Source organism: Flindersiella endophytica, assembly GCF_054779015.1.
Genome location: NZ_BAAGYY010000023.1, coordinates 687,795 through 712,587 on the forward strand (window position 1 = coordinate 687,795; position 24,793 = coordinate 712,587).

Annotated in this window: 22 protein-coding genes; 5 read left to right on the forward strand and 17 right to left on the reverse strand. The window is 68.6% G+C overall.

Annotated features, from left to right (window positions below; all coding sequences use genetic code 11):
* Nucleotides 1-41 precede the first annotated feature (41 nt).
* Nucleotides 42-1,031: an MASE1 domain-containing protein gene (locus ACYVF6_RS27545; RefSeq protein ID WP_460525466.1), complete on the forward strand. Its 990-nt coding sequence runs from the start codon at nt 42-44 to the stop codon at nt 1,029-1,031.
* Here ACYVF6_RS27545 and ACYVF6_RS27550 read toward each other — a convergent pair.
* From ACYVF6_RS27550 to ACYVF6_RS27570, 5 genes are all read right to left on the reverse strand, one after another.
* Nucleotides 986-2,806, reverse strand: a complete 1,821-nt coding sequence (locus ACYVF6_RS27550) for an IucA/IucC family protein (protein WP_460525467.1) — start codon at nt 2,804-2,806, stop codon at nt 986-988. The two genes, ACYVF6_RS27545 and ACYVF6_RS27550, sit on opposite strands and share 46 nt — an antisense overlap.
* A complete protein-coding gene (locus ACYVF6_RS27555) occupies nt 2,803-3,345 on the reverse strand; it encodes a GNAT family N-acetyltransferase (protein WP_460525468.1) in 543 nt (180 codons plus the stop codon). The genes ACYVF6_RS27550 and ACYVF6_RS27555 overlap by 4 nt, the downstream gene beginning before the upstream one ends.
* Nucleotides 3,342-4,661: a lysine N(6)-hydroxylase/L-ornithine N(5)-oxygenase family protein gene (locus ACYVF6_RS27560; RefSeq protein WP_460525469.1), complete on the reverse strand. Its 1,320-nt coding sequence runs from the start codon at nt 4,659-4,661 to the stop codon at nt 3,342-3,344. The genes ACYVF6_RS27555 and ACYVF6_RS27560 overlap by 4 nt, the downstream gene beginning before the upstream one ends.
* A complete protein-coding gene (locus ACYVF6_RS27565) occupies nt 4,645-6,135 on the reverse strand; it encodes a pyridoxal phosphate-dependent decarboxylase family protein (RefSeq protein ID WP_460525470.1) in 1,491 nt (496 codons plus the stop codon). Before ACYVF6_RS27565 ends, ACYVF6_RS27560 begins: the two co-directional genes overlap by 17 nt.
* A 252-nt stretch (nt 6,136-6,387) precedes the next feature.
* Nucleotides 6,388-7,020, reverse strand: coding sequence for a TetR/AcrR family transcriptional regulator (locus ACYVF6_RS27570; protein WP_460525472.1), 633 nt, complete (start codon nt 7,018-7,020; stop codon nt 6,388-6,390).
* A 121-nt stretch (nt 7,021-7,141) separates the two neighbouring features.
* Here ACYVF6_RS27570 and ACYVF6_RS27575 point away from each other — a divergent pair, with 121 nt between their 5' ends.
* The 3 genes from ACYVF6_RS27575 (at nt 7,142) to ACYVF6_RS27585 (ending at nt 9,115) form a co-directional block, all read left to right on the forward strand.
* Nucleotides 7,142-8,341, forward strand: a complete 1,200-nt coding sequence (locus ACYVF6_RS27575) for a cytochrome P450 (protein ID WP_460525473.1) — start codon at nt 7,142-7,144, stop codon at nt 8,339-8,341.
* A 2-nt stretch (nt 8,342-8,343) separates the two neighbouring features.
* Nucleotides 8,344-8,538, forward strand: coding sequence for a ferredoxin (locus tag ACYVF6_RS27580; protein WP_460525474.1), 195 nt, complete (start codon nt 8,344-8,346; stop codon nt 8,536-8,538).
* A 91-nt stretch (nt 8,539-8,629) separates the two neighbouring features.
* Nucleotides 8,630-9,115 carry a hypothetical protein gene (locus ACYVF6_RS27585; RefSeq protein WP_460525475.1) on the forward strand — a complete coding sequence of 162 codons (486 nt, stop codon included), beginning with the start codon at nt 8,630-8,632 and terminating at the stop codon, nt 9,113-9,115.
* A gap of 31 nt (nt 9,116-9,146) precedes the next feature.
* Here the strand turns inward: ACYVF6_RS27585 and ACYVF6_RS27590 are convergent, their stop codons facing one another.
* The 11 genes from ACYVF6_RS27590 to ACYVF6_RS27640 form a co-directional block, all read right to left on the reverse strand.
* Nucleotides 9,147-9,665 carry a hypothetical protein gene (locus tag ACYVF6_RS27590; protein ID WP_460525476.1) on the reverse strand — a complete coding sequence of 173 codons (519 nt, stop codon included), beginning with the start codon at nt 9,663-9,665 and terminating at the stop codon, nt 9,147-9,149.
* Between the two features lie 69 nt (nt 9,666-9,734).
* Entirely contained in the window at nt 9,735-10,523 is a 789-nt protein-coding gene (locus tag ACYVF6_RS27595) for an LLM class F420-dependent oxidoreductase (RefSeq protein ID WP_460525477.1), read from the reverse strand.
* Between the two features lie 45 nt (nt 10,524-10,568).
* Complete coding sequence (locus ACYVF6_RS27600) at nt 10,569-11,678, reverse strand: uroporphyrinogen-III synthase (RefSeq protein WP_460525478.1); 1,110 nt, start codon at nt 11,676-11,678, stop codon at nt 10,569-10,571.
* Nucleotides 11,675-12,025 (reverse strand): nitrite reductase (NAD(P)H) small subunit, encoded by a 351-nt coding sequence (nirD, locus tag ACYVF6_RS27605; protein WP_460525479.1) that lies wholly within the window; start codon nt 12,023-12,025, stop codon nt 11,675-11,677. The genes ACYVF6_RS27600 and nirD overlap by 4 nt, the downstream gene beginning before the upstream one ends.
* A complete protein-coding gene (gene nirB, locus ACYVF6_RS27610; RefSeq protein WP_460525480.1) occupies nt 12,022-14,586 on the reverse strand; it encodes a nitrite reductase large subunit in 2,565 nt (854 codons plus the stop codon). Before nirB ends, nirD begins: the two co-directional genes overlap by 4 nt.
* Nucleotides 14,583-16,049, reverse strand: coding sequence for an FAD-dependent oxidoreductase (locus ACYVF6_RS27615; protein WP_460525481.1), 1,467 nt, complete (start codon nt 16,047-16,049; stop codon nt 14,583-14,585). Before ACYVF6_RS27615 ends, nirB begins: the two co-directional genes overlap by 4 nt.
* Nucleotides 16,046-18,115, reverse strand: a complete 2,070-nt coding sequence (locus ACYVF6_RS27620) for a molybdopterin oxidoreductase family protein (protein WP_460525482.1) — start codon at nt 18,113-18,115, stop codon at nt 16,046-16,048. The genes ACYVF6_RS27615 and ACYVF6_RS27620 overlap by 4 nt, the downstream gene beginning before the upstream one ends.
* 104 nt (nt 18,116-18,219) lie before the next feature.
* Nucleotides 18,220-19,593, reverse strand: coding sequence for an MFS transporter (locus tag ACYVF6_RS27625; protein ID WP_460525483.1), 1,374 nt, complete (start codon nt 19,591-19,593; stop codon nt 18,220-18,222).
* A 196-nt stretch (nt 19,594-19,789) separates the two neighbouring features.
* A complete protein-coding gene (locus tag ACYVF6_RS27630) occupies nt 19,790-20,428 on the reverse strand; it encodes an SRPBCC family protein (protein WP_460525484.1) in 639 nt (212 codons plus the stop codon).
* On the reverse strand, nt 20,425-21,024 hold the full coding sequence (locus tag ACYVF6_RS27635) for a helix-turn-helix domain-containing protein (RefSeq protein WP_460525485.1): 600 nt from the start codon (nt 21,022-21,024) through the stop codon (nt 20,425-20,427). Before ACYVF6_RS27635 ends, ACYVF6_RS27630 begins: the two co-directional genes overlap by 4 nt.
* Nucleotides 21,025-21,160: 136 nt before the next feature.
* Nucleotides 21,161-22,045 (reverse strand): lysozyme, encoded by an 885-nt coding sequence (locus tag ACYVF6_RS27640; RefSeq protein WP_460525486.1) that lies wholly within the window; start codon nt 22,043-22,045, stop codon nt 21,161-21,163.
* A gap of 150 nt (nt 22,046-22,195) precedes the next feature.
* On the opposite strand from ACYVF6_RS27640, the gene ACYVF6_RS27645 reads away from it, so the two are divergent.
* The gene (locus ACYVF6_RS27645) at nt 22,196-23,962 is read left to right on the forward strand and encodes a S9 family peptidase (RefSeq protein WP_460525487.1); all 1,767 of its coding nucleotides are present in this window, start codon (nt 22,196-22,198) and stop codon (nt 23,960-23,962) included.
* Here the strand turns inward: ACYVF6_RS27645 and ACYVF6_RS27650 are convergent.
* On the reverse strand, nt 23,886-24,785 hold the full coding sequence (locus ACYVF6_RS27650) for a DUF6454 family protein (protein ID WP_460525488.1): 900 nt from the start codon (nt 24,783-24,785) through the stop codon (nt 23,886-23,888). The genes ACYVF6_RS27645 and ACYVF6_RS27650 overlap by 77 nt on opposite strands.
* Nucleotides 24,786-24,793: the final 8 nt, after the last annotated feature.

Consider the following 24,793-nt stretch of genomic DNA (forward strand, 5'->3'; position numbering starts at 1 on the left):
CCAGCGCCGGAATTACGGGCTGTGCGGTCCTACTATGAGTTGTGACACGAAGCACCCGGCTACGACCGCAGTTTCTCGTAGCCATCCAGATCGCCGCCGTGGCGGTTGCCTACTTCCTTTCCGCCGAGCTGGGCCTCCAGTTGGCGCTGGTCAACCACCAGGTCTCGCCGCTGTGGCCGCCAACCGGAATCGCGCTGGTCTGCCTGCTTATGCTCGGGTTTCGCACGATTCCGGGCATCGCGATCGGAGCGTTCTTCGCCAACGAACTGGTCGACCCCAACGTCCTCGCGGCGGCGGCGATCGCCATCGGCAACACGCTGGCACCGCTGACGGCGTACGTCCTGCTCCGTCGCGCGCGGTTCCGGATCGAGCTGGACCGCTTCCGCGACGGGCTCGCACTGGTGTTCCTCGGCGCGTTCGCCGGCATGCTGGTCAGCGCCAGCCTCGGCAGCGCGGTCCTGCTGTTGAGGGGCACGCTGGAGCCGGCGGACTTCTGGACCACCTGGTGGATCTGGTGGGCGGGAGACGCCATGGGCGTCCTCATCATCGCGCCACTGCTCCTCCTCGCGCGAAACGCCAAGCCGCCGAAGGACGTCCCGCCGATCCGATGGCTCGAGTTCGGCACGCTGGCCGCCGGAACGTTCACCGCGGCCGTGCTCGCGAGCGGGGCGTCGTACCACCTGCTGTACCTCGTCTTCCCGTTCCTGGTGTGGGCCGCGATCCGCTTCCAGCTGGCCGGGTCGGCACCGTGCGCGCTGATCGTCTCGCTGGTCGCGATCTTCGCGGCGGCCGGTCATTACGGGCCGTTCAGCGACCACAGCGATCTGGTCAACATGGTGACGCTGCAGACCTTCAACGGATCGATGTCGCTGACCGCCCTGCTCCTTGCCGTCGTCACGACGCAACGAAACAACGCCAGGCGCCAGATCGAGGAAGCGGTCGGCCAGCTGGCCAACGCCGTCACGACGCTGGGAGGCGCGAGCCGCTACAAGGTGGCGGCTCTGCTGGGCCGCGTCGACGATCCCGAGTAGGCGGCGATGGGGTTGTGCTGCGTGCCGGCGAACTGCAGCGTGCTTCCGACGTCCGGGTTGTCGAAGTCGACCATCTTCTGGTTGTCGCGCAGCTGCAGGCGGTTCAGGCACGAGTGGGCGAACTCCGGCGCGAACAGGTCGTACTGCTCGAACCGCGGCGTCAGCTCGGGCACCGACCGCTGATAGTCCTCGATGCAGGAGGCGACCGTTGCCCAGAACGCCTGCTCGGGCAGAACGCCGTCAGCGTCCAGGATTCCGGCCAGGAAGCGGAAGAAGCAGTCGAACACGTCGGTGAAGATGGAGAGGATCTTCAGCTCCTCCGGCGCCTCGGCCCGGACCCGCTCGACGTCCGGCGGCAGCGGGCGGTCGTTCAGCACGCCGATCTCCTCCGCGATGTCCTTCAGCACGACGCGTTGCGCCACGCCGGCCTCGTCGAGCACGAGGATGACGTTCTCGCCGTGCGGCATGAAGACCAGGTCGTAGGCGTAGAAGCAGTGCAGCAACGGTTTCAGGTACGCGTCCAGATACCGGCGCAGCCACTCCGCCGCGGGCAGCTCCGACCGCGCGATGTGAGCGGAAACCACCGAGTCGCCGAAGCGGTCGACGTGCAGCAGCGACGCCATCGTGGCCAGGCGCTCCCCAGGCGAGAGCCGCGGCACCGGGCTCTCCCGCCACAGCGCGGCCAGCATCGTCAGGTACGGCGAGCCCTTGACCGCTGCCTGTTCGTAGTACGTGTTGTGATAGCCGATCGCGGCCCGCTCCCGCAGGATCGAGACGCCGGTCTGCTTCAGCACCTCGTCGCCCGCGATCAGGTCGGCCAGCCAGTCGTTGATGGCCGGCGTGCCCTTCATGTACGCCGCCGACAGGCCGCGCACGAAGCCCATGTTCAACACCGACAACGCCGTCTTGACGTAGTGCCGCGAAGGCGTGCTGACGTTGAAGAACGTACGAATCGACTGCTGCGGCAGGTACTCGTCGTCCGACCAGCCCAGGCACACCAGGTTGCGCGCAGCCACCTCGGCCGCGAACGTCACCGCGAGCTTGTTCTCCCACTGCCACGGATGCACGGGGAACAGGTGCACGTCATCCAGCGACAAGCCTGCCGCCGACAGCACAGGAGCGAACCGGTCGAGCGCCGAACGGTCCAGCTCGGTGTGCACCAGCTCGTCGTACGTCAGGTCGCCGGAGCAGGTGAACGTCGACACCGACCGCCGGGCCGCCAGCCACAGCAGGCGAATCGGCTGCCCGGCCTCCGGCGCGTACGAGTGGTACTCCGGCGCCGCGAACCCCAGCCGCCCGTTGTTGGCGACGAAGCACGGATGCCCCTCGGTCATGCCCGACTCCACCGTCTGGAACGGCGCCGCGGCCAGCTCGGCCGCGCGTACCGGCGGCTGCGCGAGCTTGTACGCACTGCCGGCCAGCGTGCTGCTGATCTCCTCGAGGTAGACCGGCAGCACGCTGTCGTTGAGCGACAACGCCCCGCGCAACTCGAGGACCAGCTCGAGCGCGTCCAACGGCAACTCCACACCGGAGCGCCGGCGCGTGATGCTGCCGGCGTCGATCTGCCAGTGCAGCAAGGAGAGTACGCGCGCTTCGAACGTGTACTCCACCGAGCCGTCGTCGCTGCGGACGACGAAGCGGCCGCGCCCAAGCGGCGACGGTTCGATCAGCCGCTCGTGCGCGAACTCCGCCAGCGCCTTGCGCACCAGCAGCCGGTTGGCGAGCTCCCAGCGTTCCGGGGTCAGATGGTCGACGACGGTACCGGGATGACTCACAGGCGCACTCCTCCAGTCGCTCGGGCGTTCTCGAACTGCTCACGCGTGCAGACGCTGAGCAGGGCCTGCTTGTGCGGCAGCCGCACCGGACCGAGCACCCCGAATCCGACGTACGCGTTGAGCGCGTGCACCGCCGTGTTACGGACATCCGGTTCGACGACCACCCGCCGGGTCGCCGGATCGGAGAACAGCAGCTCCATCACCGCGACGATCACCGCCCGGGTGAAGCCGTGCACAGGCTCGGTCGTCGGCGGCACCAGGAAGTGCATGCCGACGTCGCCGGCCTCGGCCGCGTAGTGGTCGCCCAGCTCCTCGGCCGGGTCGTAACGTTCGACCAGGAAGCTCGCCCGCCCCCGATCCAGCCCGAGCAACGCGTCGTGCCCGGTCTTGCGAGCGATCTCCTGGTACTCCTCGATGACGTCGGCGAGCGACGCGTCCTGCATCAGCCAGTAGGCACACTTCGGATGCGTCACCCACCCGTGCAACAGCTCCGCGTCGCCCACTGGGTCGACCGACCGGAAGGAGAAGTCGAAGCTCACACCGCCACCGCCCCGAAGGTCTGGAACGCGATGGCCTTCTCGATCGGATAGTGCTCGCGGCCGAGCAGCTCCCGGATCAGATAGGAGTTGCGGTACGCCGCCATCCCCAGGTCGGGCGCCACGAACCCGTGCGTGTGCAGCTCGGCGTTCTGCACGAACACGTCCCGTCCGGTCACGTCGACGCTGTAGTTGCGCTGCACCGCGAACCGCCCCGCCTCGTCCCATCGGAGACGGTCGCTGATCGGCGTCAGGAACGCCGGCACCTCATACGAGTAGCCGGTCGCGAGCACCAGTCCCTGCGTGGCAAGGGAGAGGTCGACACCCTGCTCCTCCTGCCGGAGCCCCAGCGTGTAGGTGTCGCTCGCGAGGTCGTAGGAAGCGGAACGCACGGCGGTGTTGGTCAGCAGCCGGGTCGGGCACGGGCCGCGCAGGTTCTCCCGGTACAGCAGGTCGAAGATGTCGTTGACCAGTTCGGTGTTGATGCCCTTGTACAACCCCTTCTGAGACGTGTTGAGCTGCTCGCGCGTCGCCGCCGGCAGGCCGAAGAAGTAGTCGGAGTACTCCGGCGATGTCATCTCCAGCGTCAGCTTCGTGTACTCCAAGGGAAAGAACCGCGGGGAACGAGTCACCCAGGTCAGCTCGTAGCCGCACCGCGAGCGGTCCTGCAGCAGGTCGAAGTAGATCTCGGCGGCGCTCTGGCCGCTTCCGACGACCGTGATGCTCCGCTTGGCCCGCAGTGCGGCCTTCGCCGAGAGATAACGCGAGCTGTGCACAACATCACCGCCGAGCCCACGACAAGCCGACGGAACGTGCGGCGGCGTGCCCGTGCCGAGCACCAGCCGCCTGCCCCTGAAGGTCTCCTGCTCACCCGATACCAGGTCGTCGGCGTACACCACGTAGAGCTCGGCGGCCGGGTCGTACTCCACCGACGTCACGTGCCGGTTGAACCGGATCGACGGCAGCCGGGCCGCCGCCCAGCGGCAGTAGTCGACGTACTCGCTCCGCAACGGGAAGAAGCTCTCACGGATGTAGAACGAGTAGATCCGCCCGGATTCCTTGAGATAGTTGAGGAACGAGTACGGCGACGTCGGATCGGCCAGCGTCACCAGGTCGGCCAGGAACGGCGTCTGCAGTGTCGCGCTGTCGAGCAGCATCCCCGGGTGCCAGTCGAAGTCGGGCTTGCTCTCCAGGAAGACGCCCGTGAGGTCCGCGATCGGCTCGGTCAGGCAGGCCAGGCCGAGGTTGAACGGACCGAGCCCGATCGCTACGAAGTCGTGGACCTCGTTCGGTCCGTTGGCGTCAGGAGACCTGGGCAAGGCTGCCTCCGAGGTAGTCTTCGGCATGTCCGGCGAGCAGGTCGAGCACCTCTGCGAGATCCGCGATGGTCGTCCGCGGGTTGAGCAGCGTGAACTTCAGATAGCGCCGCCCGTCGACGACCGTTCCCGCCACCACCGCCTCGCCCGACGCCGACAGTGCCGCCCGTGCGTGCAGGTTCGCCCGATCGAGCAATGCCTGGTTGACACCCGTCACATCGGGCGCGACGTAACGAAAGACCAGCGTCGACAGCTGCGGCTCCACCACGACGTCGAACCGCGCGTCGGCGTCCAGTAACCGCCACACCGATGCCGCGCGGTCGATCACCTCGTCGAACAGCTCGCCCACGGCGTCGGCACCCATCACGCGCAACGTCAGCCACAGCTTCAGCGCGTCGAACCGGCGCGTGGTCTGCAGGCTCTTGTCGACCTGGTTGGGGATGCTCTGTTCGACGGAGTAAGCAGGATTGAGATATTCGGCGTGGTACGTCACGTGCCCGAGCATCGCCCGGTCCCGTACGACCACCGCACTCGAGCTCACCGGCTGGAAGAACGACTTGTGGTAGTCGATCGTGACCGAGTCGGCGTGCTCGATGCCGGCCAGCAGCTCGCGACGGCGTGAGACCAGCAGCCCACATCCGTACGCCGCGTCCACGTGCAGCCAGACGCCGGCGGCCTGGCACAGCTCGGCGATCTCCGGCAGCGGATCGATGCTGCCGAAGTCGGTCGTCCCCGCCGTGGCGACGACGGCCATCGGCACCAGGCCTTCGTCGTGGCAGCGTTCGAGCTCCCGCGCCAGCGCGACGGTCTGCATCCGCCTGGTGTGGTCGCAGGGAATCGAGATCACCGAGTCTTCGCCGAGGCCGAGCAACGTGGCGGCCTTGGTGACGCTGAAGTGCCCGCTCGCGGACGTCAGCACGCGTAACCGCGGCAGGATCTCCGCCTTGCGCAGGCGAAACGGCGCCTGCTTCTCCACCAGCCGGCAGGTCTCGTCGCGTGCCATCAGCAGCGCTTGCAGGTTCGACTGCGTGCCGCCGCTGGTGAACACGCCGTCGGCCGCGGCGCCGAAGCCCAGCCGCTCGGCCGTCCACTCGATCAGCCGCCGCTCGATCAGCGTCCCGCCCGCGGACTGGTCCCAGGTGTCGAGCGAGGAGTTGACCGCGGACAGCACCGCCTCGCCGACCACTGCCGGAATCACGACCGGGCAGTTGAGATGTGCGACGTAGCGCGGGTGGTGGAAGTAGACCGCATCCCGCAGGTAGACCGCTTCGAGCTCGTCGAGCGCGGCCTCCGGGTCGCCCAGCGGCACGTCCAGGTCGATGGCGTCGATCTCCGGCGCGAGCTCCCCCGGCGCGATGCCGGTGAACGGCCGATCAGCGGTGGCCAGCCTGGTGGCCACCCGATCGACCGCGGCGGTGATCCAGCGCTGGTAACGCTCCACGGTCTGATCGTTGAGCAGGTGGGACCTGCTGGTCACAAGTCGTCCTCTCCGATGCGGGTCGTCGGTGGGTGCTACGCGCCATAGCCGGCGGACTCCGGGCACGGCGATGCCCACCTCCTGTACGAGGCACGTCCGTTCTTGGTGAGCGCGGGCTTATTCAGGCAAGCCTTACCTAAGTACTGCGCTCGCAGTTAGGTTAACCTAACTCGCGCCGGACGTGTCAAGGCCACGGCCACCGGCCGCGGCGAATCCGGCACGAAAGAGGCGCCGTGGCAGGCACGTGGACGCTCAGCTCCGTGGCTCACTCCGTAGGGCGGCGCTCACGTATCTCGCCGCGACGAGGAGCGCCTCCCTGACCGTGGTCCAGACCTCGGGCAGCCGGTCGCCGCGTTCGAGCGCGGCCAGCGTCGCCGCCTGCGCCGCACCCATCCAGCCTCCGACGACGGCTGCCGCGGAGATCTCGTCGAGGTCATCGGGAAACGCCTTGTGCAGCGCGGTCGCGAGCTGCTTCTGGCTGCTGAACATCACGATGAGCGCCCTGGACTGCAATGCGGGCTCGTTCATCACCAGCTGCACCCGGGCCGCGGCCATCTCCGAGGAGATGTGCGGGCCGTAGGTGGCGGCCAGGTCCATCAGCCGCTCGGACGCACGGAGCATGACGTCGAGCACGGTGTCGTCGTCGGCTCGTTCGCTGATCGTGCGCAGCACCACGTCGATCCGGTCCTGGGCGTCGGCGAACAGAACGTCGTCCTTGCCTGGGAAGTAGTTGAAGAACGTCTTGGTGGCGACGTCGGCCCCGGCCGCGATCTCGGCGACGGTGGTCTGGTCGTAGCCCTTGGTCATGAACAGCTTGAGAGCGGCCTCGACCAGGGCGCGACGAGTGCGTAGCTTCTTTCGTTCCCGCAGGCCGAGATCGTGCATGTGGGGTAGCTTACACTCACGGCGTTTTTACATCAGTTGTAAATTTTCTCTCACTGTTGTTCCATGGTCCTGGAAGGGCAAGTGCAGGACACGAACTGGAGCACTCCCCGAGGAGCGTGAGATGGCAGAAACCCTGTCGGCGCCCAAACCGTTGCCGATCGCCCGGATCAACCCGTTCGACCCGCCGGACGTACTCGCGAAGCTGCGCGAGGAAGAGCCACTCAGCCGGCTGGCGTTCCCGGACGGGCACGTCGGATGGCTCGTCACCAACCATGCGCTGGCACGTGCCGTGCTGGCCGACAACCGGTTCAGCGCACGTCAGGAGCTGCGGCACATCCCGATGAAGCACCCGCTGGCCAACGAGCCGCGCCGCGCGGCCGACCCGGGCATGTTCATCCGGATGGACCCGCCGGACCACACCAAATATCGCCGCCTGCTGACCGGCCAGTTCACCGTCCGCCGGATGCGGCAGCTGGAGCCGCGGATCGCGGAGATCACCGCCGAACACCTGGACGCGATGGAGGCCGCCGGCCCGCCGGCCGACCTGGTGGAGGCGTTCTCGTTGCCGATCCCGTCGCTGGTGATCTGCGAGCTGCTCGGCGTTCCGTACACCGATCGTGAGCGCTTCCAGCACCACACCCGGATCGCGCTGAACATGAACACCACGGCAGAGCAGTCGATCGGCGCGTTCCTGGCGCTGAAGGAGTACTTCGCCGAGTTGGTCGCGTGGAAGAAGAGCCACCAGGGCGACGACCTGCTGAGCGGCCTGATCGAGGGCGGCGAGCTGGACGACCAGGAGCTGGCCGGCGTGGCGTTCCTGCTGCTGCTCGCGGGCCACGAGACCACGGCGAACATGCTGGCACTCGGTACGTTCGCGCTGCTCCGGCACCCCGACCAGCTGGACGCCCTGCGGGCTAATCCCTCGCTGGCGGAGAACGCCGTAGAGGAGCTGCTGCGCTACCTCAGCATCATCCATATCGGCCCGTTGCGTGCGGCGCTGGAGGACGTTGAGCTCGGCGGGCAGGTCATCAAGGCCGGCGACAGCGTCGTGATCTCCACGCCGGCGGCCAACCGCGACCCGGGGAAGTTCTCGAATGCTGACGATCTGGACCTTCGCCGGCCGGCGACCGGGCACGTGGCGTTCGGGCACGGCGTGCACCAGTGCCTGGGCCAGCAGCTCGCGCGGATCGAGATGCGGGTGGGCTATCCCGCGCTGCTGAACCGGTTCCCCACCTTGCGGCTGGCGGTGGCACCCGAGGACGTGCCGCTTCGAACGGACATGAACATCTACGGCGTACACAAGCTGCCAGTAGCGTGGTGACCATGAAGATCGAGGCCGACCGCGAAATCTGCTGCAGCTCCGGAATGTGCGTGCTGACCGCGCCCGACCTGTTCGACCAGGACGAGGAAGACGGCCGGGTGATGGTCCTGGCACAGCCCGAGGACGCGGCCCAGGAGGATCTGGCCCGTCAGGCGGCCCAGCTGTGCCCGTCGAGGGCGATCTCGGTATCGGGGTAGGCCGCATCGGCTGCCGGCTGTCCGAATGCTGCCTGCCCAGCATTCGGATTCCGGCGAATCGGCAGAGGTCGCGGCAGTACGGTGGGCCGCTATGACCGAACGACCCGCTGCCGGCTGTGCTCCTCCGGGGACGACCCCGGACCCCGGAAGACAGCCGGGCGGCGAGCTCGACCGCACGGGCGACGAACTGATCGACCTGACGTTCGCCGCGCTCGACCATGCCGTCGAGTCGGTCTCAGCGGGCCAAGGTCCGCTGATCCCGTTCGTGATGGCGGTCCGCCCAGGCGCCGGCGACGACCAGCGGGAGCTGCTGCGCTACGTCGCGGAGACGTTGGAGGACGGGATCGACGCGGCCCGCGAGCACCTGCGCACGACGGCGTACGAACGCTGCGCGCTGGCGTGGGACGGCTACCTCACCGTCTCCGGTGAACGTACCGACGCGGTGTTCGTCGAAGCTCAGGAGCAGGGCCGGCCGGTCGGCATCTGCCTGGCGCAGCGCTACTCCCGAAGCGAAGGAAACGTCGAACTGATCGGCGCGCCGGCGTCCATCGGTGACATTCCACCGTTGCTCGGATGAGCGGGGACGGCCGGCGCGCCGGGCGAAGTGGTTACGGGCGAGCCGAAGCCGCCTTGTAGAACTCCGACGACTCCGGCCGCCACATGAAGATGACGGCGGCGAGGCCGACGAGCCAGATCAGCACCAGCAAAACCATGCTGATCGCGGTGTTTCCCTGTCCGACCGCGAGCGTGTAGATCGCGCTCAGGGTCTCGATACCGAAGAAGACGGTTCCGACGATCCGGGCCCAGTTCGCGCCCTTGCCGTTCTGCCAGGCCATCAGGAACCAGAGTCCGGCCCCGATCAGACCGAACACGAGCGCGGCGATGATCGAGCCCGTGACGATCGCGTCGATCTGGGACTGGCTGAGCACACCTCCGCTGTCTTTGGCCGCCTGTTCGGCAGCGTCGCGGATCTGGCCCGTCATCAGCAGGGTGGACAGGAGGCTCAGGATGCTCAACACGCCACCGGCGTACATGAGCCGGACGGCCATCGTGACCGAAGCGGGTCGCTCCGGTCGCATGGCCGGCCCCGGCTGCTCGATCGGCGGCGGCGTTGGGTAGTCAGTCATAGGCGAAAGCTACCCAACGTCGCCGCGCGATAAAGGCGTTCCGGCAGGTTCAGGCCATCAGGCCGAAACCTAGCCGAGGTTCTTGTTGTAGTCGTCGCGCCAGGCGACCCAGTCGCGGACCAGGCCGAGGTCGTAGTTGGCCTGCCCGTCGACGCCGAGCGTGAACTGCGTGGCGCCCGCGTCGAGCAGGTCGGTCACCACCTCGTCCGGGCTCTTGTTGACGCCGACCGAGCGCTCGATCTCGGCCGGGTCGCGGCCGATCTCCTTGCACCAGTTGTCGAGCACGCCGCACTTGTGCTTGATGGTCTCGGCCTCGCCGAAGCCGTGCCAGGTGGCGGCGTACTTCGCGGTGAAGCGCAGCGTCTTCTTCTCGCCGCCACCACCGATCAGGATCGGGATGTCGCGCGTGGGCTTGGGGTTGAGCTTCTCCCACCGCGAAACGATCCGGGGCAGCGCCTCGCCGAGCTGGTCGAGCCGGCCACCGGCGGTGCCGAACTCGTAGCCGTACTCGGTGTAGTCACGCTCGAACCAACCCGAACCGATACCGAGGATCAGCCGGCCGTTGCTGATGTGGTCGACCGTGCGCGCCATGTCGGCGAGGAGCTCGGGGTTGCGGTAGGAGTTGCAGGTGACGAGCGCGCCGATCTCAACGCGCGAAGTGGCTTCCGCCCACGCACCGAGCATCGTCCAGCACTCGAAGTGCTTGCCGTCGGGCTCGCCGTAGAGCGGGAAGAAGTGGTCCCAGTTGTAGACGATGTCGACACCGATGTCCTCGGCCTCGGCAACCGCACGACGAATCTGGTCATAGTCCGCGTGCTGCGGCTGAAGCTGCACACCAATCCGTGCAAGTCTGGTCATAGTCGTCATCCTACGTCCCTGCCGCGGGCTCGAACTTATCGCGCGTCAGTCGCCGAATGCGGCCAGCCGGTAGCCCCGTTTGGTGATCGTGCGAATGATTTTCGAGTCGCCCAGGCCGGAACGCAAGCGGGCGATGGCCATTTCCACCGCGTGCCCGTCGGCGCTACGCGGCAACGCGTCCAGCAGCTCCGCGCGCGACACCACGCGTCCCGGGCGTTCCGACAGGACGCGCAGTAACGTCATCGGAACGGGAGCGAGCATGCGCATCGCACCGTCGACGACGACCGCGTGCCCGCGAATCTCCATCTGGTGCCCGGCCGCCTCGACCAGCCGGGTCCGATGCGCCGGCAGCCGTTCGACCAGCGCGTGCACGAGCCCGCCGAGCCGCGCCCGTTTCGGCTGCAGCGTCGCAACGCCCAGCTTCTCCAGCGGTCCGGCACACACCGGCCCGACACAGGCCGGGAGTACGTCCTCGCGCAAGGCGTCGACGACCGCCGTCCGGTCGGCGCCGGCGACGTTGAGCAGTGCGGTGGCCGCGGGCGCGGAGGTGAACGTCACCGCGTCGACGTAGCGCAGCTTTATCAACTCCACAAGGCGTTCCAGCGGCGCTACGTCGTCGGGCAGCACCCAGCGGTAGACCGGAACCTCGATCACGGACGCCCCGGCCAGCCGCAACGCCTCGACGAAGTCGGGCAGCGGCTCGCCGTGCAGTTGTACCGCGATCCGCAGGCCGTCGACGCCGTCCTCGAGCAGCCGTTCGCGTACCTCCGCGAGCGCCTCCGAGTCGGGCGACCACTCCTCGGTAAGCCCCGCGGCGCGGATCGCGCCTTTCGCCTTCGGTCCGCGGGCGAGCAGCCGCGCCTGCTTCAACGTGTCCAGCAACAGGTCCGCGACGCCGGCGCTCTCGGCCGCCTCCAACCAGCCGCGGAAGCCGATGCCGGTCGTCGCGACCACGACATCGACGCCACCGAGACACTCACGGGTCGCGGCCACGAGTTGACGATCGTCCTCCAGCGGCACGATCCGGATCGCCGGCGCTTCGACGACCCTCGCGCCACGCCGCTCCAACAGGGCGACCAGTTCCTCGCGACGACGAGCCGCCGTCACGCCGATCGTGAAGCCCGCAAGCGGATGGGGAGGAGCCTCGACCGTCACGCGTGCTCCGAGGCCCCTATCCGGACCATCCCGTCGGTGCAGATGACCGGGTAGGTGCGCAACGCTGCGCCAGGCTCGGAAAGGCATTCACCGGTACGGAGATCGAAGGTCTGCTTGTACATCGGCGACGCCACCGTCGGAGCGTCGCCCTTGCTCCCGACGATGCCGCGTGACATGACGTAGGCGTCGGAGAACGGGTCGTAGTTGCTCACCGCGAAGACTTCGCCTTCGTACGTACGGAACAGCGCGACCTGCTCGCCGTCCACGAGTGCGGCGGCACCGCGCTCGGGCAGCAGGTCGTCGTACCTGCAGATGGCGATCCAGGTCTCGGTCAGGACAGCGGTCATCTGTCAACCTCCGCTTGCTCGTGCTCGGTGCTGAGTGTTGTCGCTCCGCGACGTGGGAGAACAGGAGGCGCGACCAGGACCGGCTCCTTGACGCTGGGCTGCGCCGGCCTGGGCTGGCCTCGTTCGGTGACGAACTGGATCGAGGGGTCGGGGGTGTCGGGGGCGTTGACGAACGAGACGAACCGGCGAAGCTTGTCCGGGTCCTCCAGCGTCGCGCGCCATTCGTCGGTGTAGTGCTCGACGTGCCGGGCCATCGCGTCGTCCAGCTCGGCGCAGATGCCGAGCGAGTCGTCGACGATGACCTCACGGAGGTAGTCGAGTCCCCCGTCGAGGTTCTCCAGCCAGGTCGCCGTCCGCTGCAGCCGGTCGGCGGTCCGGATGTAGAACATCAGGAACCGGTCGACATAGCGGATCAGCGCGTCCTTGTCGAGATCGGTCTCGAACAGGTCGGCGTGCCGCGGCCGGAAGCCGCCGTTGCCGCCGAGGTAGAGGTTCCAGCCCTTCTCGGTGGCGATGATGCCGAAGTCCTTGCTGCGCGCCTCCGCACACTCGCGGGCGCAGCCCGAGACCGCGCACTTGATCTTGTGCGGTGCCCGCAGGCCGCGGTAGCGCAGCTCGAGCTCGATCGCCAGGCCCACGGAGTCCTGGACGCCGTAGCGGCACCAGGACGTTCCGACGCAGGACTTCACCGTTCGAAGCGCCTTGCCGTAGGCGTGCCCGGACTCGAAGCCGGAGTCGACCAGCCGCTGCCAGATGGCCGGCAGTTGCTCGACTCGGGCGCCGAACAGGTCGATCCGCTGGCCGCCGGTGATCTTCGTGTAGAGGCCGAAGTCGCGTGCGACCTCGCCGAGCACGATCAGCTTCTCCGGCGTGATCTCGCCGCCGGGGATCCGCGGAACGACGGAGTACGTGCCGTTGCGCTGCAGGTTGGCCAGGAAGTGGTCGTTGGTGTCCTGCAGCGTGGCCTGCTCGCCGTCGAGGATATGGCCGCCGATCAGAGCGTTCAGGATCGAGGCGATCGCGGGCTTGCAGAGGTCGCAGCCGCGTCCCCTGCCGTGCTTGGCGACGACCTCGGAGAACGTCCGGTGGCCGCGCACGCGGATAATGTCGAACAGCTCCTGCCGGGAGTAGTCGAAGTGCTCGCACAGCGCCTTGCTCTGCTCGACTCCGGCCTCGGTCAGCAGGCTCTTCAGCAACGGTACGCAGGAGCCGCAGCCCGTTCCGGCGTTGGTGCAGGCCTTGATGGCCGGGACGTCCGAGCAACCGTCGCCGATCGCGGTGAGGATGTCGTCCTTGCTCACGTCGTTGCACGAGCAGACCTGGGCCGTGCCCGGCAGCGTGCCCTCGATCGTTCCGGAACCGAGGAAGTCGGCGAGCTTGCCTGGCAACGTGCTGCCGACGCTGGCCCGCAGCACTGCGTACGCGGAGGCGTCACCGACCAGGATGCCGCCCAGCAAGGTCTGTGCGTCGTCGGTCAACGCCAGCTTGGCGTAGACACCGCTCACCGGGTCGGAGTAGACCACGTCGAGCTCGCCGGTCGGGTTGCCGAAGCTCGCCACGTCGACGCCCATCAGCTTCAGCTTGGTCGAGGTGTCGGCGGTCTTGAACTCCGCCAGCCCGTCGAGCAGCCGCTGCGCCACCAGCTCCGCCATCGCGTAGCCAGGTGCGACCAGGCCGTAGACCCGGCCGTCGATGCAGGCACACTCACCGATCGCGAAGATGTGCTCGTCGCTCGTACGGCAGCTGGAGTCGACCACGATACCGCCGCGCTCGCCGACGTCCAGCCCGCAAGCGCGGGCCAGGTCGTCCCGCGGCCGGACGCCGGCGGCGAACACCACCAGGTCGACGTCGATCGCCTTGCTCTCACCGGATCCGTCGTCGATGAGCATCCGGCCGACCGCGCCGGACTCGTCGGCTTCCAGGCGTTCGGTCTTGGTCGCCGTGTGGACAGTGAGCCCGAGCGACTCCACGTGCCCGCGCAGCATCGCGCCGCCCGGATCGTCGAGCTGCATCGGCATCAGCCGCGGCGCGAACTCCACCACGTGGGTCGAGAGCTCCATCAGGCGCAGGGCGTTGGCCGCCTCCAGGCCGAGCAGGCCGCCGCCGACGACGGCACCGACCTGCCGGCCGTCCGCGTACGCCTGCAGGGCTTCCAGGTCGTCGATCGTGCGGTAGACGAAGCAGCCCGGCAGGTCGTGTCCGGGCACCGGCGGAACGAAGGCGTACGAGCCGGTCGCGAGCACGAGCGCGTCGTAGGGGTACTCGCCGGCGGCGGTCGTCACGATCCGGTTGTCGCGGTCGATACCGGTCGCCGGCTCGCCGAGGCGCAGCTCGATCGCGCTGTCGTCGTCGTAGAACCCCTGCGGAACAAGCGAAAGGTCTTCCGGCGAGCTGCCGGAGAAGAACGCCGAGAGCCCGACGCGGTCGTAGGCAGGGCGGGTTTCCTCGGCCAGCACGGTGACCTGCCACCGCCCGTCGACATCCCTGGCCCGCAGCGTCTCGACCAACCGCTGGCCGACCATGCCGTTGCCGATGACCACAAGCTTTTGCGCGTCCTTCATGCAACCACCTCTTCGGCCTCGACCGCCCCGGCGACATCCGCTGTCTCCGCGGCGAGGTACGACAGGAACTCCTCCACCGTTCCCCGGCAACCGCCGCATCCCGTGGTCGCGCGGGTGACGCTCGCGACCTCGGGAACCGTCCGGGCGCCTTCCAACCAGGCGCGGACGATCGTGCCGGCGGTCACCGTGTTGCAGCGGCACACCGTCGTGCCCGCCGACATCTCGGCGACGTCGCTCTGCGGGCTGCCAGCGCCCGCGGAGACGGGGAAAAGCAGCGCTCTCGGATCGTTCGGTACCAGGTCACCCCGGTCGAACAGCTGCGTGACCAGGCCGACCGTGGGTGTGTCGCCGAGGAAGATGGCGCCCACCAGACGGCGGTCACGGATCACGACCTTGGAGTACGTCCGGCGTGCCGGGTCGGCGAACGTCAGGACCTCGGCAGAGCTGTCGTCGGCGGCGGTCGAGTGCGGGTCGCCCATCGACGCCAGGTCGACGCCGCTGGCCTTGAGCCTGGTCACCAGCCGGGAGCCGAAGTAGCGCGTGGCGCCGCCGGTGATGACGTCGGCGACCACCTGCGCCTGCTCCCAGGCCGGAGCGACGAAGCCGTAGACCATGCCGCGGTGCTCGGCGCAGTCGCCGATCGCGTAGATCCGCAGGTCGGAGGTCCGCATCCAGTCGTCGACGATGACGCCTCGCTCGACCTGCAGTCCGGCCTGCTCCGCAAGGGCGGTCTCGGGCCGCACACCGCAGGCGACCACGAGCAGGTCCGCCGGGATCTCCGTGCCGTTCTCCAGCAGCACGCTCTCGACGCGATCCGTGCCGACGATCTCCTTGGTGAACGCCTCCAGGTGGATCGTGACGCCGAGCTCCTCCAGCGTGTCGATCAGGATCTGGCTGGCCCCGGAGTCGAGCTGGCGCTCCATCAGGTGCCCACCAAGGTGCACGACGTCGACGGCGAGCCCGCGCCTGGCCAGGCCGCGGGCGGCCTCCAGCCCGAGCAGCCCACCGCCGAGAACGACCGCCCGCTTGGCGTTTCCGGCCTCCTGGACGATCTGCCGGCAGTCGCCCATCGTCCGGAACGTGATCGCACCCTCGACCAGCTCGCCGTCGGGCTTGCGCAGCCCTTGGATCGGCGGGACGAGCGCGCGGCTGCCGGTCGCCAGGATCAGCTTGTCGTAGCGCGTCCGCGAGCCGTCGTCGGCGACCACCACGCGGTTCACCCGGTCGATCTCGACCACGGAAACGCCTGTGCGCAGGTCGATCGCGCCGGACGGCTCGGCCAGCGCGATGTCGTCGTGGTCGAGCTTGCCGGCCAGCACGTCCGACAGCAGGATCCGGTTGTAGGCGCGGCCCGGCTCGTCGCCGAAGATCACCAGCTGGCACCGAGGGTCGCGCTCACGAAGCAGGGCCGCGAGCCGCGAACCGGCCATGCCGTTACCGATGATGACGGTACTGGTGCTCAAGCCACCTTCTCCAATCGCACGGCGCAGACCTTGAACTCGGGCATGCGGGACGTCGGATCCAATGCGGGGTTGGTCAAACTGTTGGCCCGGCCGGCGCCGGCCCAGTGGAACGGCATGAAGATCGTGTCCATCCGGATCGTGTCGGTCAGCCGTGCGGGAGCCACTGCGACACCGCGCCGGCTGACCACGCGTACCTCGTCGCCTTCCTCGATGCCCTGCCGGCCGGCGAGATCGGGGTGCAGCTCGACGAACGGACCGGGATTCGCCTTGTTCAGCTGGGCGATCCGGCGGGTCTGCGCGCCGCTCTGGTAGTGCGCCAGGACGCGACCGGTCGTGAGGTAGAGCGGAAACGACGCATCGATGTCCTCCGCCACCGGCCGGTGCTCGACCGGCACGAAGGCCGCTCGTCCGTCCGGCGTGGCGAACGTGTCGAGGAACATCCGCGGCGTTCCGGGGTGGTCCTGGCTCGGGCACGGCCAGAACACCCCGTCCTCGGTGTCGAGCCGCTCGTAGGTGATGCCGGCGTAGTCGGCCGGCCCGCCCGCGCTGGCCTGGCCGAGCTCGCCGAACACAGCTTCCGGATCGGCACTGATCCGCGGGCCGTGACCAAGACGTTCGGCGAGCTCAGCCAAGATCGCGAGGTCGGAGCGGGCCTCGCCAGGTGGTGCGTGCAGGCGCCGCCTGCGCACCACACGTCCTTCCAGGTTGGTCATCGTGCCGTCCTCCTCGGCCCACTGGGCGGAGGGCAGCACGACGTCGGCGAGCGCGGCGGTCTCCGAGAGCACGAGGTCGGACACCACGAGCAGGTCGAGGGACTCCAGCCGGCCCTCGATGTGGCTCGCCCTCGGTGCCGACACGACGGGATTGGTGCCGAACACCAGCAGGGCGCGCGGTCCGTCGTTCTGGCCGAGCGAGTCGAGCAGTTCGTACGCGCTCGGACCTGGCCCAGGAAGACTGTCGGGGTCGACGCCCCACACCTTGGCGACGTGTGCGCGGGCGGCCGGATCGGCCAGCTTGCGGTATCCCGGGAGCTGGTCGGCCTTCTGGCCGTGCTCGCGGCCGCCCTGGCCGTTGCCCTGGCCGGTGAGGCAGCCGTAGCCAGAGCCGTCGGTGCCGGGGAGCCCCAGCGCCAGCGCCAGGTTGATGAACGCGCTCACGGTGTCGACGCCCTTGGACTGCTGCTCGGCGCCGCGGGCGGTCAGGATCATGGCCCGGTCCGCGTCGGCCAGCAGGCGAACGGTTTCCCGCAGCTGGCTCACCGGAACGCCGGTGAGCCGCTCGACGCGTTCCGGCCAGTACGACATGACGATCGGGCGGACCTGGTCGAGCCCTGTCGTACGTTCGGCGATGTAGTCCTTGTCGAGGTGGCCCTCGACGATCGCGAGGTGCAGCAGGCCGAGCGCGAGCGCCAGGTCCGTGCCGGGCGTGAGCTGCAGGTGGAGCGTCGCGTCGCGCGCGGTCGGCGTCATCCGGGGGTCGGCGACGATCAGCGCGCCGCCGTTGTCCCGCTGGGCGCTGAGGTGCTGCACGAACGGCGGCATTGTTTCGGCGACGTTACTTCCGACCAGCAGGATCGCACCGGCGGCGGCGAGGTCGGACAGGGGGAACGGCAGCCCGCGGTCCAGGCCGAACGCCTTGATCCCGGCCGCGGCCGCCGACGACATGCAGAACCGGCCGTTGTAGTCGATGTTCTTGGTGCCGAGCACGATGCGGGCGAACTTGCCGAGCGTGTAGGCCTTCTCGTTGGTGAGCCCGCCGCCGCCCAGCACCGCGACGGCATCCTTACCGTGGGTGCGCTGGATGTGGCCGATCGCGCCGGTGACCAGGGTGAGCGCCTGCTCCCAGGTCGCGGGCTCGAGCTCGCCGTCGGGGTTGCGGATCAGCGGTGTGGTGAGCCGCTCGGTGCTGGAGAGCAACTCCGGCGCCGTCCAGCCTTTCTGGCAGAGGCCACCGGAGTTGCTTCCAGCTGCGCGCGGCATCACCTCGACGTCGGTGCCCTGGCGGCGAAGCGTCATGCCGCACTGCAGGGCGCAGTAGGGGCAGTGAGTGGCTACGGCTTCGGGCATGTCATCGAGACTGCGTGCCGCCGATTTCGCGTCGGCGTCCCGCTTGTTTCGTTCATGCAACGCTGTCCTCACTTCCCGGGTATGTACGCCCGCTTACCGCAAGCTCATACCGAGGCGTGCGCAAGTGAGGGCGCCTTCTCCACCAGCCACTGCTTGCGCAGGTAGAACCACCAGGTCACGCCGAGGCAGACCGCGTAGAACACGGCGTACGCGATCACCGCGGTCGCGACCGAGCCGGTCGCCGCGATCGAGCTGCCGTACGCCCGCGGGATCAGGAAGCCGCCGAACGCGCCGATCGCTCCCGCGATGCCGAGGCAGGCGGCGCCCTCCGTACGCGCGATCGCGATCGCGTTCGGGACGCCTGCCTTGTCCTCCTTCTCGCCCTGCGCCTTGAAGATGGCCGGGATCATGCGGTACGTCGAGCCGTTGCCGGTGCCGGAGGCCGCGAACAGGATCAGGAACGAGATCAGGAACAGCGGCAGCGACTTGATGTTGACGGAGAACAGCATCGCGACCATGCCGATCACCATCGCGGCGAAGACGGCCGCGGTGACCTTGGCACCGCCGACGTGGTCTGCCAGCCAGCCGCCGAACGGGCGGATCACGGCGCCGACCAGCGCGCCGATGAACACGTAACCAAGCCAGGCCGTGCCGGGGAACTGCGTCTTCAGCAGCAGCGGGAACGCCGCCGTGTAGCCGACGAACGAGCCGAACGTGCCGATGTAGAGGAACGACATGATCCAGGTCTGCGGCCGCTTGCCGGCGCTGAGCTGCTCCTTGATCGGCCGCTTGGCGACCGTCAGGTTGTCCATCAGCAGCCAGGCCACGATGGCCGCCACCAGGATGAACGGGATCCAGAACAGGCCCGCGAACGCGAGGCTCGTGCCCGCACCGAACGCGACGATCGCCGGCGTGGCGAACTGCACGACACTGGTGCCGAGGTTGCCGCCGGAGGCGTTCAGGCCGAGGCCGAGGCCCTTGCGGCGTTCGGGGAAGAAGTACGTGATGTTGGTCATCGACGAGGCGAAGTTGCCGCCGCCGACACCCGCCGTCGCGGCGACGATCAGCATCAGCCAGAACGGCGTGCTGGTGTCGCTGACGATGATCGCGAGCAGCGTGGTGGGGATCAGCAGCAGGAACGCCGAGATCACCGTCCAGTTGCGGCCGCCGACCTTCGTCACGGCGAACGTGTAGGGCAGCCGGAGCGTCGAGCCGACCAGGTTGGGGACGGCGACGAGCCAGAACAACTGGTCGACGGTGAAGTCGAAGCCGGCAGCCGGCAGGCTGACGACGACCACGCTCCACAGCAGCCACACCAGGAAGCCCAGGTGCTCGGCGAAGACGGAGCCGATCAGGTTGCGGATCGCGACCTTGCGCCCGGTGCTCTGCCAGAACTGTTCGTCCTCGGGCCGCCAGTCGTCGATCCACCTGCCCTTGGACTTCGGTGTCGCGGCGGGTGTCGCAGTGGCTGTGCTCATGATGATCTCCCGAGCGCATAGAGCTGTGTCCGTACTCATCTGTGCTCGCGAAGCTATGAACGCCTTGTTTCGCACCCATGTCCGGATCCGCACAGCTGTGGTAAAAGAGGCCGCACACAGCTTGGGCACGGACGGTGAGAACCAGGCAATCCCAGGCGTCCGCACTTGAACACCAGGAATGCGAACGCGCTGAGCGCTACGACACTGTTGCCGCGGACCAGCGGTCCGCCCAGTGCTTCTCGAGCTCCGCGAACGCGGCGTCGTCCAGGCCGTAGCTGGTGACGGTGAGGCTGATCGGGCCGGTCGCGGCCATCGGCTGCTGCCCGGCGATGCCGAGCAGCATTCCGCCGGCGTCGACGGACATGCGCTGGTAGCGGCTGTCGTGCCAGGGCTCGCCGGAGAGCAACGCGTCGGCCGCGGCCTCGCCCGTGCCGACTCCGGTCAGGTAGATCGTGCGGCGCCCGCCGCTGCCGGTCCGGCGTTCGAGATAGAACCGGAGCTGCTCGAAGAACGTCCGCCAGCCCTCCTCCATGCCGTCGTAGATGTCGTCCCAGCTCGCGTCGGACAGATCGCCCGGCATGGTCACCTTGACGACGGTCCGCGGGCCGTCCGGCACCAGCTCGATCCGCTGCCCGTCGCCGAACACGATGCGATGCTCGGCCGGCTGCGGGTCGGCGCTGTCGGCGAAGATGAAGCGGATCTCGCCCTCGAGCTCGTCGTAGTCCCAGCCGAACCACTGGTGGATCAGCTCCAGGCTGGTGAACGACCGCCACACCACGTCGACCGGCGCGTCGACGACGGTCTCCACCTCGAACGGTTTCTGCTGCTCACTCATGGCTTGGCTTCCTTTTCAGGGCTCGGGCTCGGGTGGCCGCCGATCAGCAGGCGGTAGCGACGACCGGACTCCGGGGTGTCGTACGCCGCGGCCAGCTCGGCAATCCGTTCGCCCAACTCGGCCACGAACCGTTCGATGTCGGCCGGCTCGGCGAAACCGATCGCCGCCTCGATCGTGAACGTGACCAGCCGCTTGCCGGCCGCCTCAGCACGTTCGCGCTGGGCCGCCACCTCGTCGAACGTCCGGGCGGCGCCGGCCAGCAGCGTGTCGGCGGCGAACCGGTCCTGCTCGCCGGCCGCGTCGCGGTCGCCGATGATCGCCGGCGCCACGACCACGGTGCGGGCCTTGACGCGCAGGATCCGCTCGGTACGGCCGCGTCGTGGTCGCAGCTCGACCAGCTCGACGAAGCCGCTCTTCTCCAGCTCGCGCAGGTGGTAGTTGATCCGCTGGCGGCTCTCCCCGAGCCGGGCGGCCAGCGTGGTCGCCGAGCCCGGTTCGCGCAACTCCTCGAGCAGCCGCTGGCGCAGCGGCGACATTATTCCGCGCAGGCGGTCTCCGGCTCGCAGCACGTCCAGCTCGGCGTTCACAGCGCTCATCATGCGATTTGACAAACTGATTTGTCAAATGCGGTGGATGCCACCTGGATACAGGCGAGCGGCGCCTCGGCCGGTCATGCGGCGAGACCGGCCGGGGCGCCGCTGCGACTGCGAAGCGATCAGCCCGAAGGTTTGGTCAGCAGGGGTTCTCCTCCGAGCATCGGGCGAAGGCCTGCACCCGCGCCAGCGTCCCGTTGAAGTAGTCGCGGTCGACGTTGCCGCTGATCCCCGACACCGCGCCCGTCGAGGTGTACTGCCAGATCGTCCACGCCGGCCAGCCGGCGGGCAACGTGCCCGGCGCACTCGCCCAGCGCGCGATCCACAGCGCGTTCGTGCTCGCGAGGCCACTCCAGTTGCCCGTGCACGTCGACCACCAGTTGGTCGTCGTGTAGATCACGGGGTACCTGCCCGCCAGACGCTTGGTCGTGTTGCTGAAGTCGGCGAGCCAGCTGCGCATCGACGCCTGCGACAGGCCGTAGCAGCTCGCGCCGTACGGGTTGTACTCCATGTCGAGCGCCGGCGGCAGCGTCTTGCCGTCCCCGGACCACCGGCCGCCGTTGTTGACGAAGTACGTCGCCTGCGTCGCGCCGCTGGAGGCGTTCGGCAGCGCGAAGTGGTACGCGCCGCGGATGACACCCGCGTTGTAGGCGTTGGTGTAGTTGCTGTTGAAGTTCGGGTCCTTGTAGTTGGTGCCCTCGGTGTCCTTGATGTAGGCGAACCGGATGCCGGCGTTGTAGACCGAGGTCCAGTTGATGCTGCCCTGCCAGTGACTGACGTCGACACCTGCCGTGGTCGCGAGTACGCCGATGCCCTGCGGCTGGACGGCGATCCGCTGATCCGCGGCCCGGGCGCCTTCGTGAGCCGCGATCGTCGAGCCCATGAAGTCGCGCTCGGGGTGCCAGGTCGCAGCTCGCGGAGCCGGTTCCACGGCGGCGTTCGCAGTGGAGACGGCCGGGAGCGCCAGGCCCACCGCGACCAACGCCGCCACGGCGAGCCGAAATGTCCGTGCTGGGAGTTTCACGCCCTTCCTCCTGAGTAATGATGTGACGCATTTTTCCTGCGTCGTAAAGGAATCCTTCGGACACCCTGATGGTGAAGTCTGGACCGATAGCGGACAAGACCTCGATGCGGCAGCAAGGTGCCACCGGGCAACCTGGCAAGCTCTCGGCATATGACTGCGACGAACGAACCAGCGTGGGTTCAGCGCTTCCGGGCGATCAGCGTCGGCTTCCCCAACAGCGCAAGGGACGTGCCGCATCGGTGCATCTACGTGTCGAACGCCAGCGGCGTCAACCAGGTCTACGCCTGGGACCGCCGAGAGGACACGCATACCCGGCTGACCGACCGCGATCAGGGCGTGTTCATGACGCAGGTCAGCGCGGACGGCGAATGGGTGTGGTGGTTCGACGACGACGGTGGCAACGAGCAGGGCCGCTGGATGCGGCAGCCGTTCTCGGGCATCGGGGACGCCGAGTTCGCGGTCACCGGCGTACCGGGCGGCTATCCGATCGGCCTCCACCTCGGACGGACGCGCACTGTGCTCGGCTTCACCAACGACGACGCCACGACCGTCCACGTCCACCGCGACGGCGAGGCCGTCAGCACGATCTACTCCGCGGCTTCGTTCGCGCGAGCCGCAGCCCTTTCGCGTAACGAGGAACTGGTCGCGATCGACCACACCGAGCACGGCGACGCCGACTATCCGGCGGTACGAGTCATCGACACCGCCACCGGCGAGCCCGTCGCCGACCTGTGGGACGGAGTGGACCGTGGTCTGCACGCTGTCGCGTTCGCCCCGGTCGACGGCGACGCGCGGCTGATCGTCGAGCACGAGCGCTCCGGCCCCACGGGCGTGCTGATCTGGGACATCCGGACCGGCGAGCAGTCGCTGCCGGCCCTCGACCTGGACGGCGACATCTCGGCGCGCTGGTACCCCGACGGCCAGGCCCTGCTGGTGAAGCAGCGCCGGCACGGCCGCGACCGGCTCTACCGCTACGACCTCGAGTCCTCCACGCTCACCGGCATCGAAACGCCGGCCGGCGTCATCGGCTCGTACAACATCCGCCCCGACGGCACGCTGGAGTATCACTGGTCGTCCAGCGCGACCCCCGGTGTCACGCTCGACGGTGCCGGGCGCCGGGTGCTGGAGTCGCCGGATCCGCCGAAGCCGTCCGTTCCGCTGACCGATGCCTGGGTCGACGGGCCAGGCGGCCACATCCACGCGCTGGTCGCGCGGCCGCACGAGAACGGTCCGGCGCCGACGGTCGTCATGCTCCACGGCGGGCCGGGCGGCTGGACCGACGACGGGTTCTCGGCGACGCGCGCGACACTGGTCGACGCGGGCTACTGCGTGATCCACGTCAACTACCGCGGCTCCAGCGGCTACGGCGCCGCCTGGCGCGACGCCGACCGCGAGGCGCCCGGACTGATCGAGCTGGAAGACATCGGTGCCGTCCGCGACTGGGCGGTGGAAGCCGGCATCGCCGACCCCGCCCGCTGCGTGATCGGCGGCTATTCCTGGGGCGGCTACCTCACGTTGCTCGGCCTCGGCATCCAGCCGTCGAAGTGGGCGGCGGGGCTGGCGATGGTGCCGATCGGCGACATGGTCGCGCTGTACGAGGACGAGATGCAAGCCGTCCGCGAGCACGACCGCGCGCTGTTTGGCGGCACACCGGAGGAGCTGCCGGAGAAGTGGGCCCGCTCCTCACCGATCACGTACGCCGAGCAGGTGCGTGCTCCCGTGCTCGTGGTGGCGGGCCGCAATGACGTTCGCTGCCCGATCCGGCAGGTCGAGAACTTCCTTGCTGTGCTGGACAAGACCGGCGCGGTCTACGAGGCGGACATCTTCGACGCCGGCCACTTCAGCCTGGTGGTCGACGAGCAGATCCGCCAGCACGCCCTGCAGCTCGACTTCCTGGCCCGCCACCTACCGGCGTAGCGGATCTCTGGAGGACCGTGGTCTCGAGGATGTAGAGCTCGGTGCCCGCGGGCTCCTCGCCGTCGTCGGGGGCGGCGAGGAGGCGCAGGGTGTCGCCGTCGAGCTCGAAGGCGACCGGGTTGCGCGTGAGGACATGACCGGCGGTCGAGAACAGCGGGAGCGGCACCTGGTGCAGGATCCGGTTGTCGCGCAGGTCCCGCAGGACGATGCCACCCAGCTCGTACGTGCCGCCGCCCGGCGCGGGTAGCCCGGTGATCCCGGTGCACACCTGCAGGCTGTCCGCCACGTAGGCGCCGTCCTGATAGTCGAGCAGGTGGTCCTCGTTGCCCTGGCTCGACAGCTGGCGGCCGTCGGGCGTCCAGGTGTAGAGCGTGCGGCCGCCCCAGCTCACGCCGTGGACGTCGCCGGTGATCTGGTCGCGGACGACACCGCCGATGTGGTCGTCGACGCGGAAGCGTTCGGTGAGCTCGTACGTTCCGGGGTCCATGGTGTAGACGATCGCCTTGCTGTGTGGGCGATACTCCGCGACCGGCACCCACACCGACTCGCCGTCGAAGTCGATGCCGCCCGGATGGTAGATCGGTTCCTCGCCGATCCGCACGTCGTCCAGCAGCCGTCCGCCGCGGTCCAGCACGAGGACGTGGCCCGTGCCGTGGTCGCGGTCGGCACCGATCTCCACCGACGACAGGAAGATCCGGTCGCCGGCCAGCGTCATCCCCTGCGGGTGATAGGTCGCGAAGCGCAACGGGATCCGCTGCACCTCCCGCCACTGGGTGGTGCGGTCCAGCCGCCGGATCGCCCCCGCGAGCGTCGTGTCTGCCACGCCGGCGA

Bases quoted from the DNA above. Each gene is read 5' to 3' on its own strand.
- ACYVF6_RS27570 (WP_460525472.1), bottom strand. From the start codon at position 7,020: ATGCACGATCTCGGCCTGCGGGAACGAAAGAAGCTACGCACTCGTCGC.
- nirB (WP_460525480.1), bottom strand. From the start codon at position 14,586: ATGAAGGACGCGCAAAAGCTTGTGGTCATCGGCAACGGCATGGTCGGC.
- nirD (WP_460525479.1), bottom strand. From the start codon at position 12,025: ATGACCGCTGTCCTGACCGAGACCTGGATCGCCATCTGCAGGTACGAC.
- ACYVF6_RS27575 (WP_460525473.1), top strand. From the start codon at position 7,142: ATGGCAGAAACCCTGTCGGCGCCCAAACCGTTGCCGATCGCCCGGATC.
- ACYVF6_RS27620 (WP_460525482.1), bottom strand. From the start codon at position 18,115: ATGCCCGAAGCCGTAGCCACTCACTGCCCCTACTGCGCCCTGCAGTGC.
- ACYVF6_RS27595 (WP_460525477.1), bottom strand. From the start codon at position 10,523: ATGACCAGACTTGCACGGATTGGTGTGCAGCTTCAGCCGCAGCACGCG.
- ACYVF6_RS27645 (WP_460525487.1), top strand. From the start codon at position 22,196: ATGACTGCGACGAACGAACCAGCGTGGGTTCAGCGCTTCCGGGCGATC.
- ACYVF6_RS27580 (WP_460525474.1), top strand. From the start codon at position 8,344: ATGAAGATCGAGGCCGACCGCGAAATCTGCTGCAGCTCCGGAATGTGC.
- ACYVF6_RS27585 (WP_460525475.1), top strand. From the start codon at position 8,630: ATGACCGAACGACCCGCTGCCGGCTGTGCTCCTCCGGGGACGACCCCG.
- ACYVF6_RS27635 (WP_460525485.1), bottom strand. From the start codon at position 21,024: ATGAGCGCTGTGAACGCCGAGCTGGACGTGCTGCGAGCCGGAGACCGC.
- ACYVF6_RS27625 (WP_460525483.1), bottom strand. From the start codon at position 19,593: ATGAGCACAGCCACTGCGACACCCGCCGCGACACCGAAGTCCAAGGGC.
- ACYVF6_RS27630 (WP_460525484.1), bottom strand. From the start codon at position 20,428: ATGAGTGAGCAGCAGAAACCGTTCGAGGTGGAGACCGTCGTCGACGCG.
- ACYVF6_RS27590 (WP_460525476.1), bottom strand. From the start codon at position 9,665: ATGACTGACTACCCAACGCCGCCGCCGATCGAGCAGCCGGGGCCGGCC.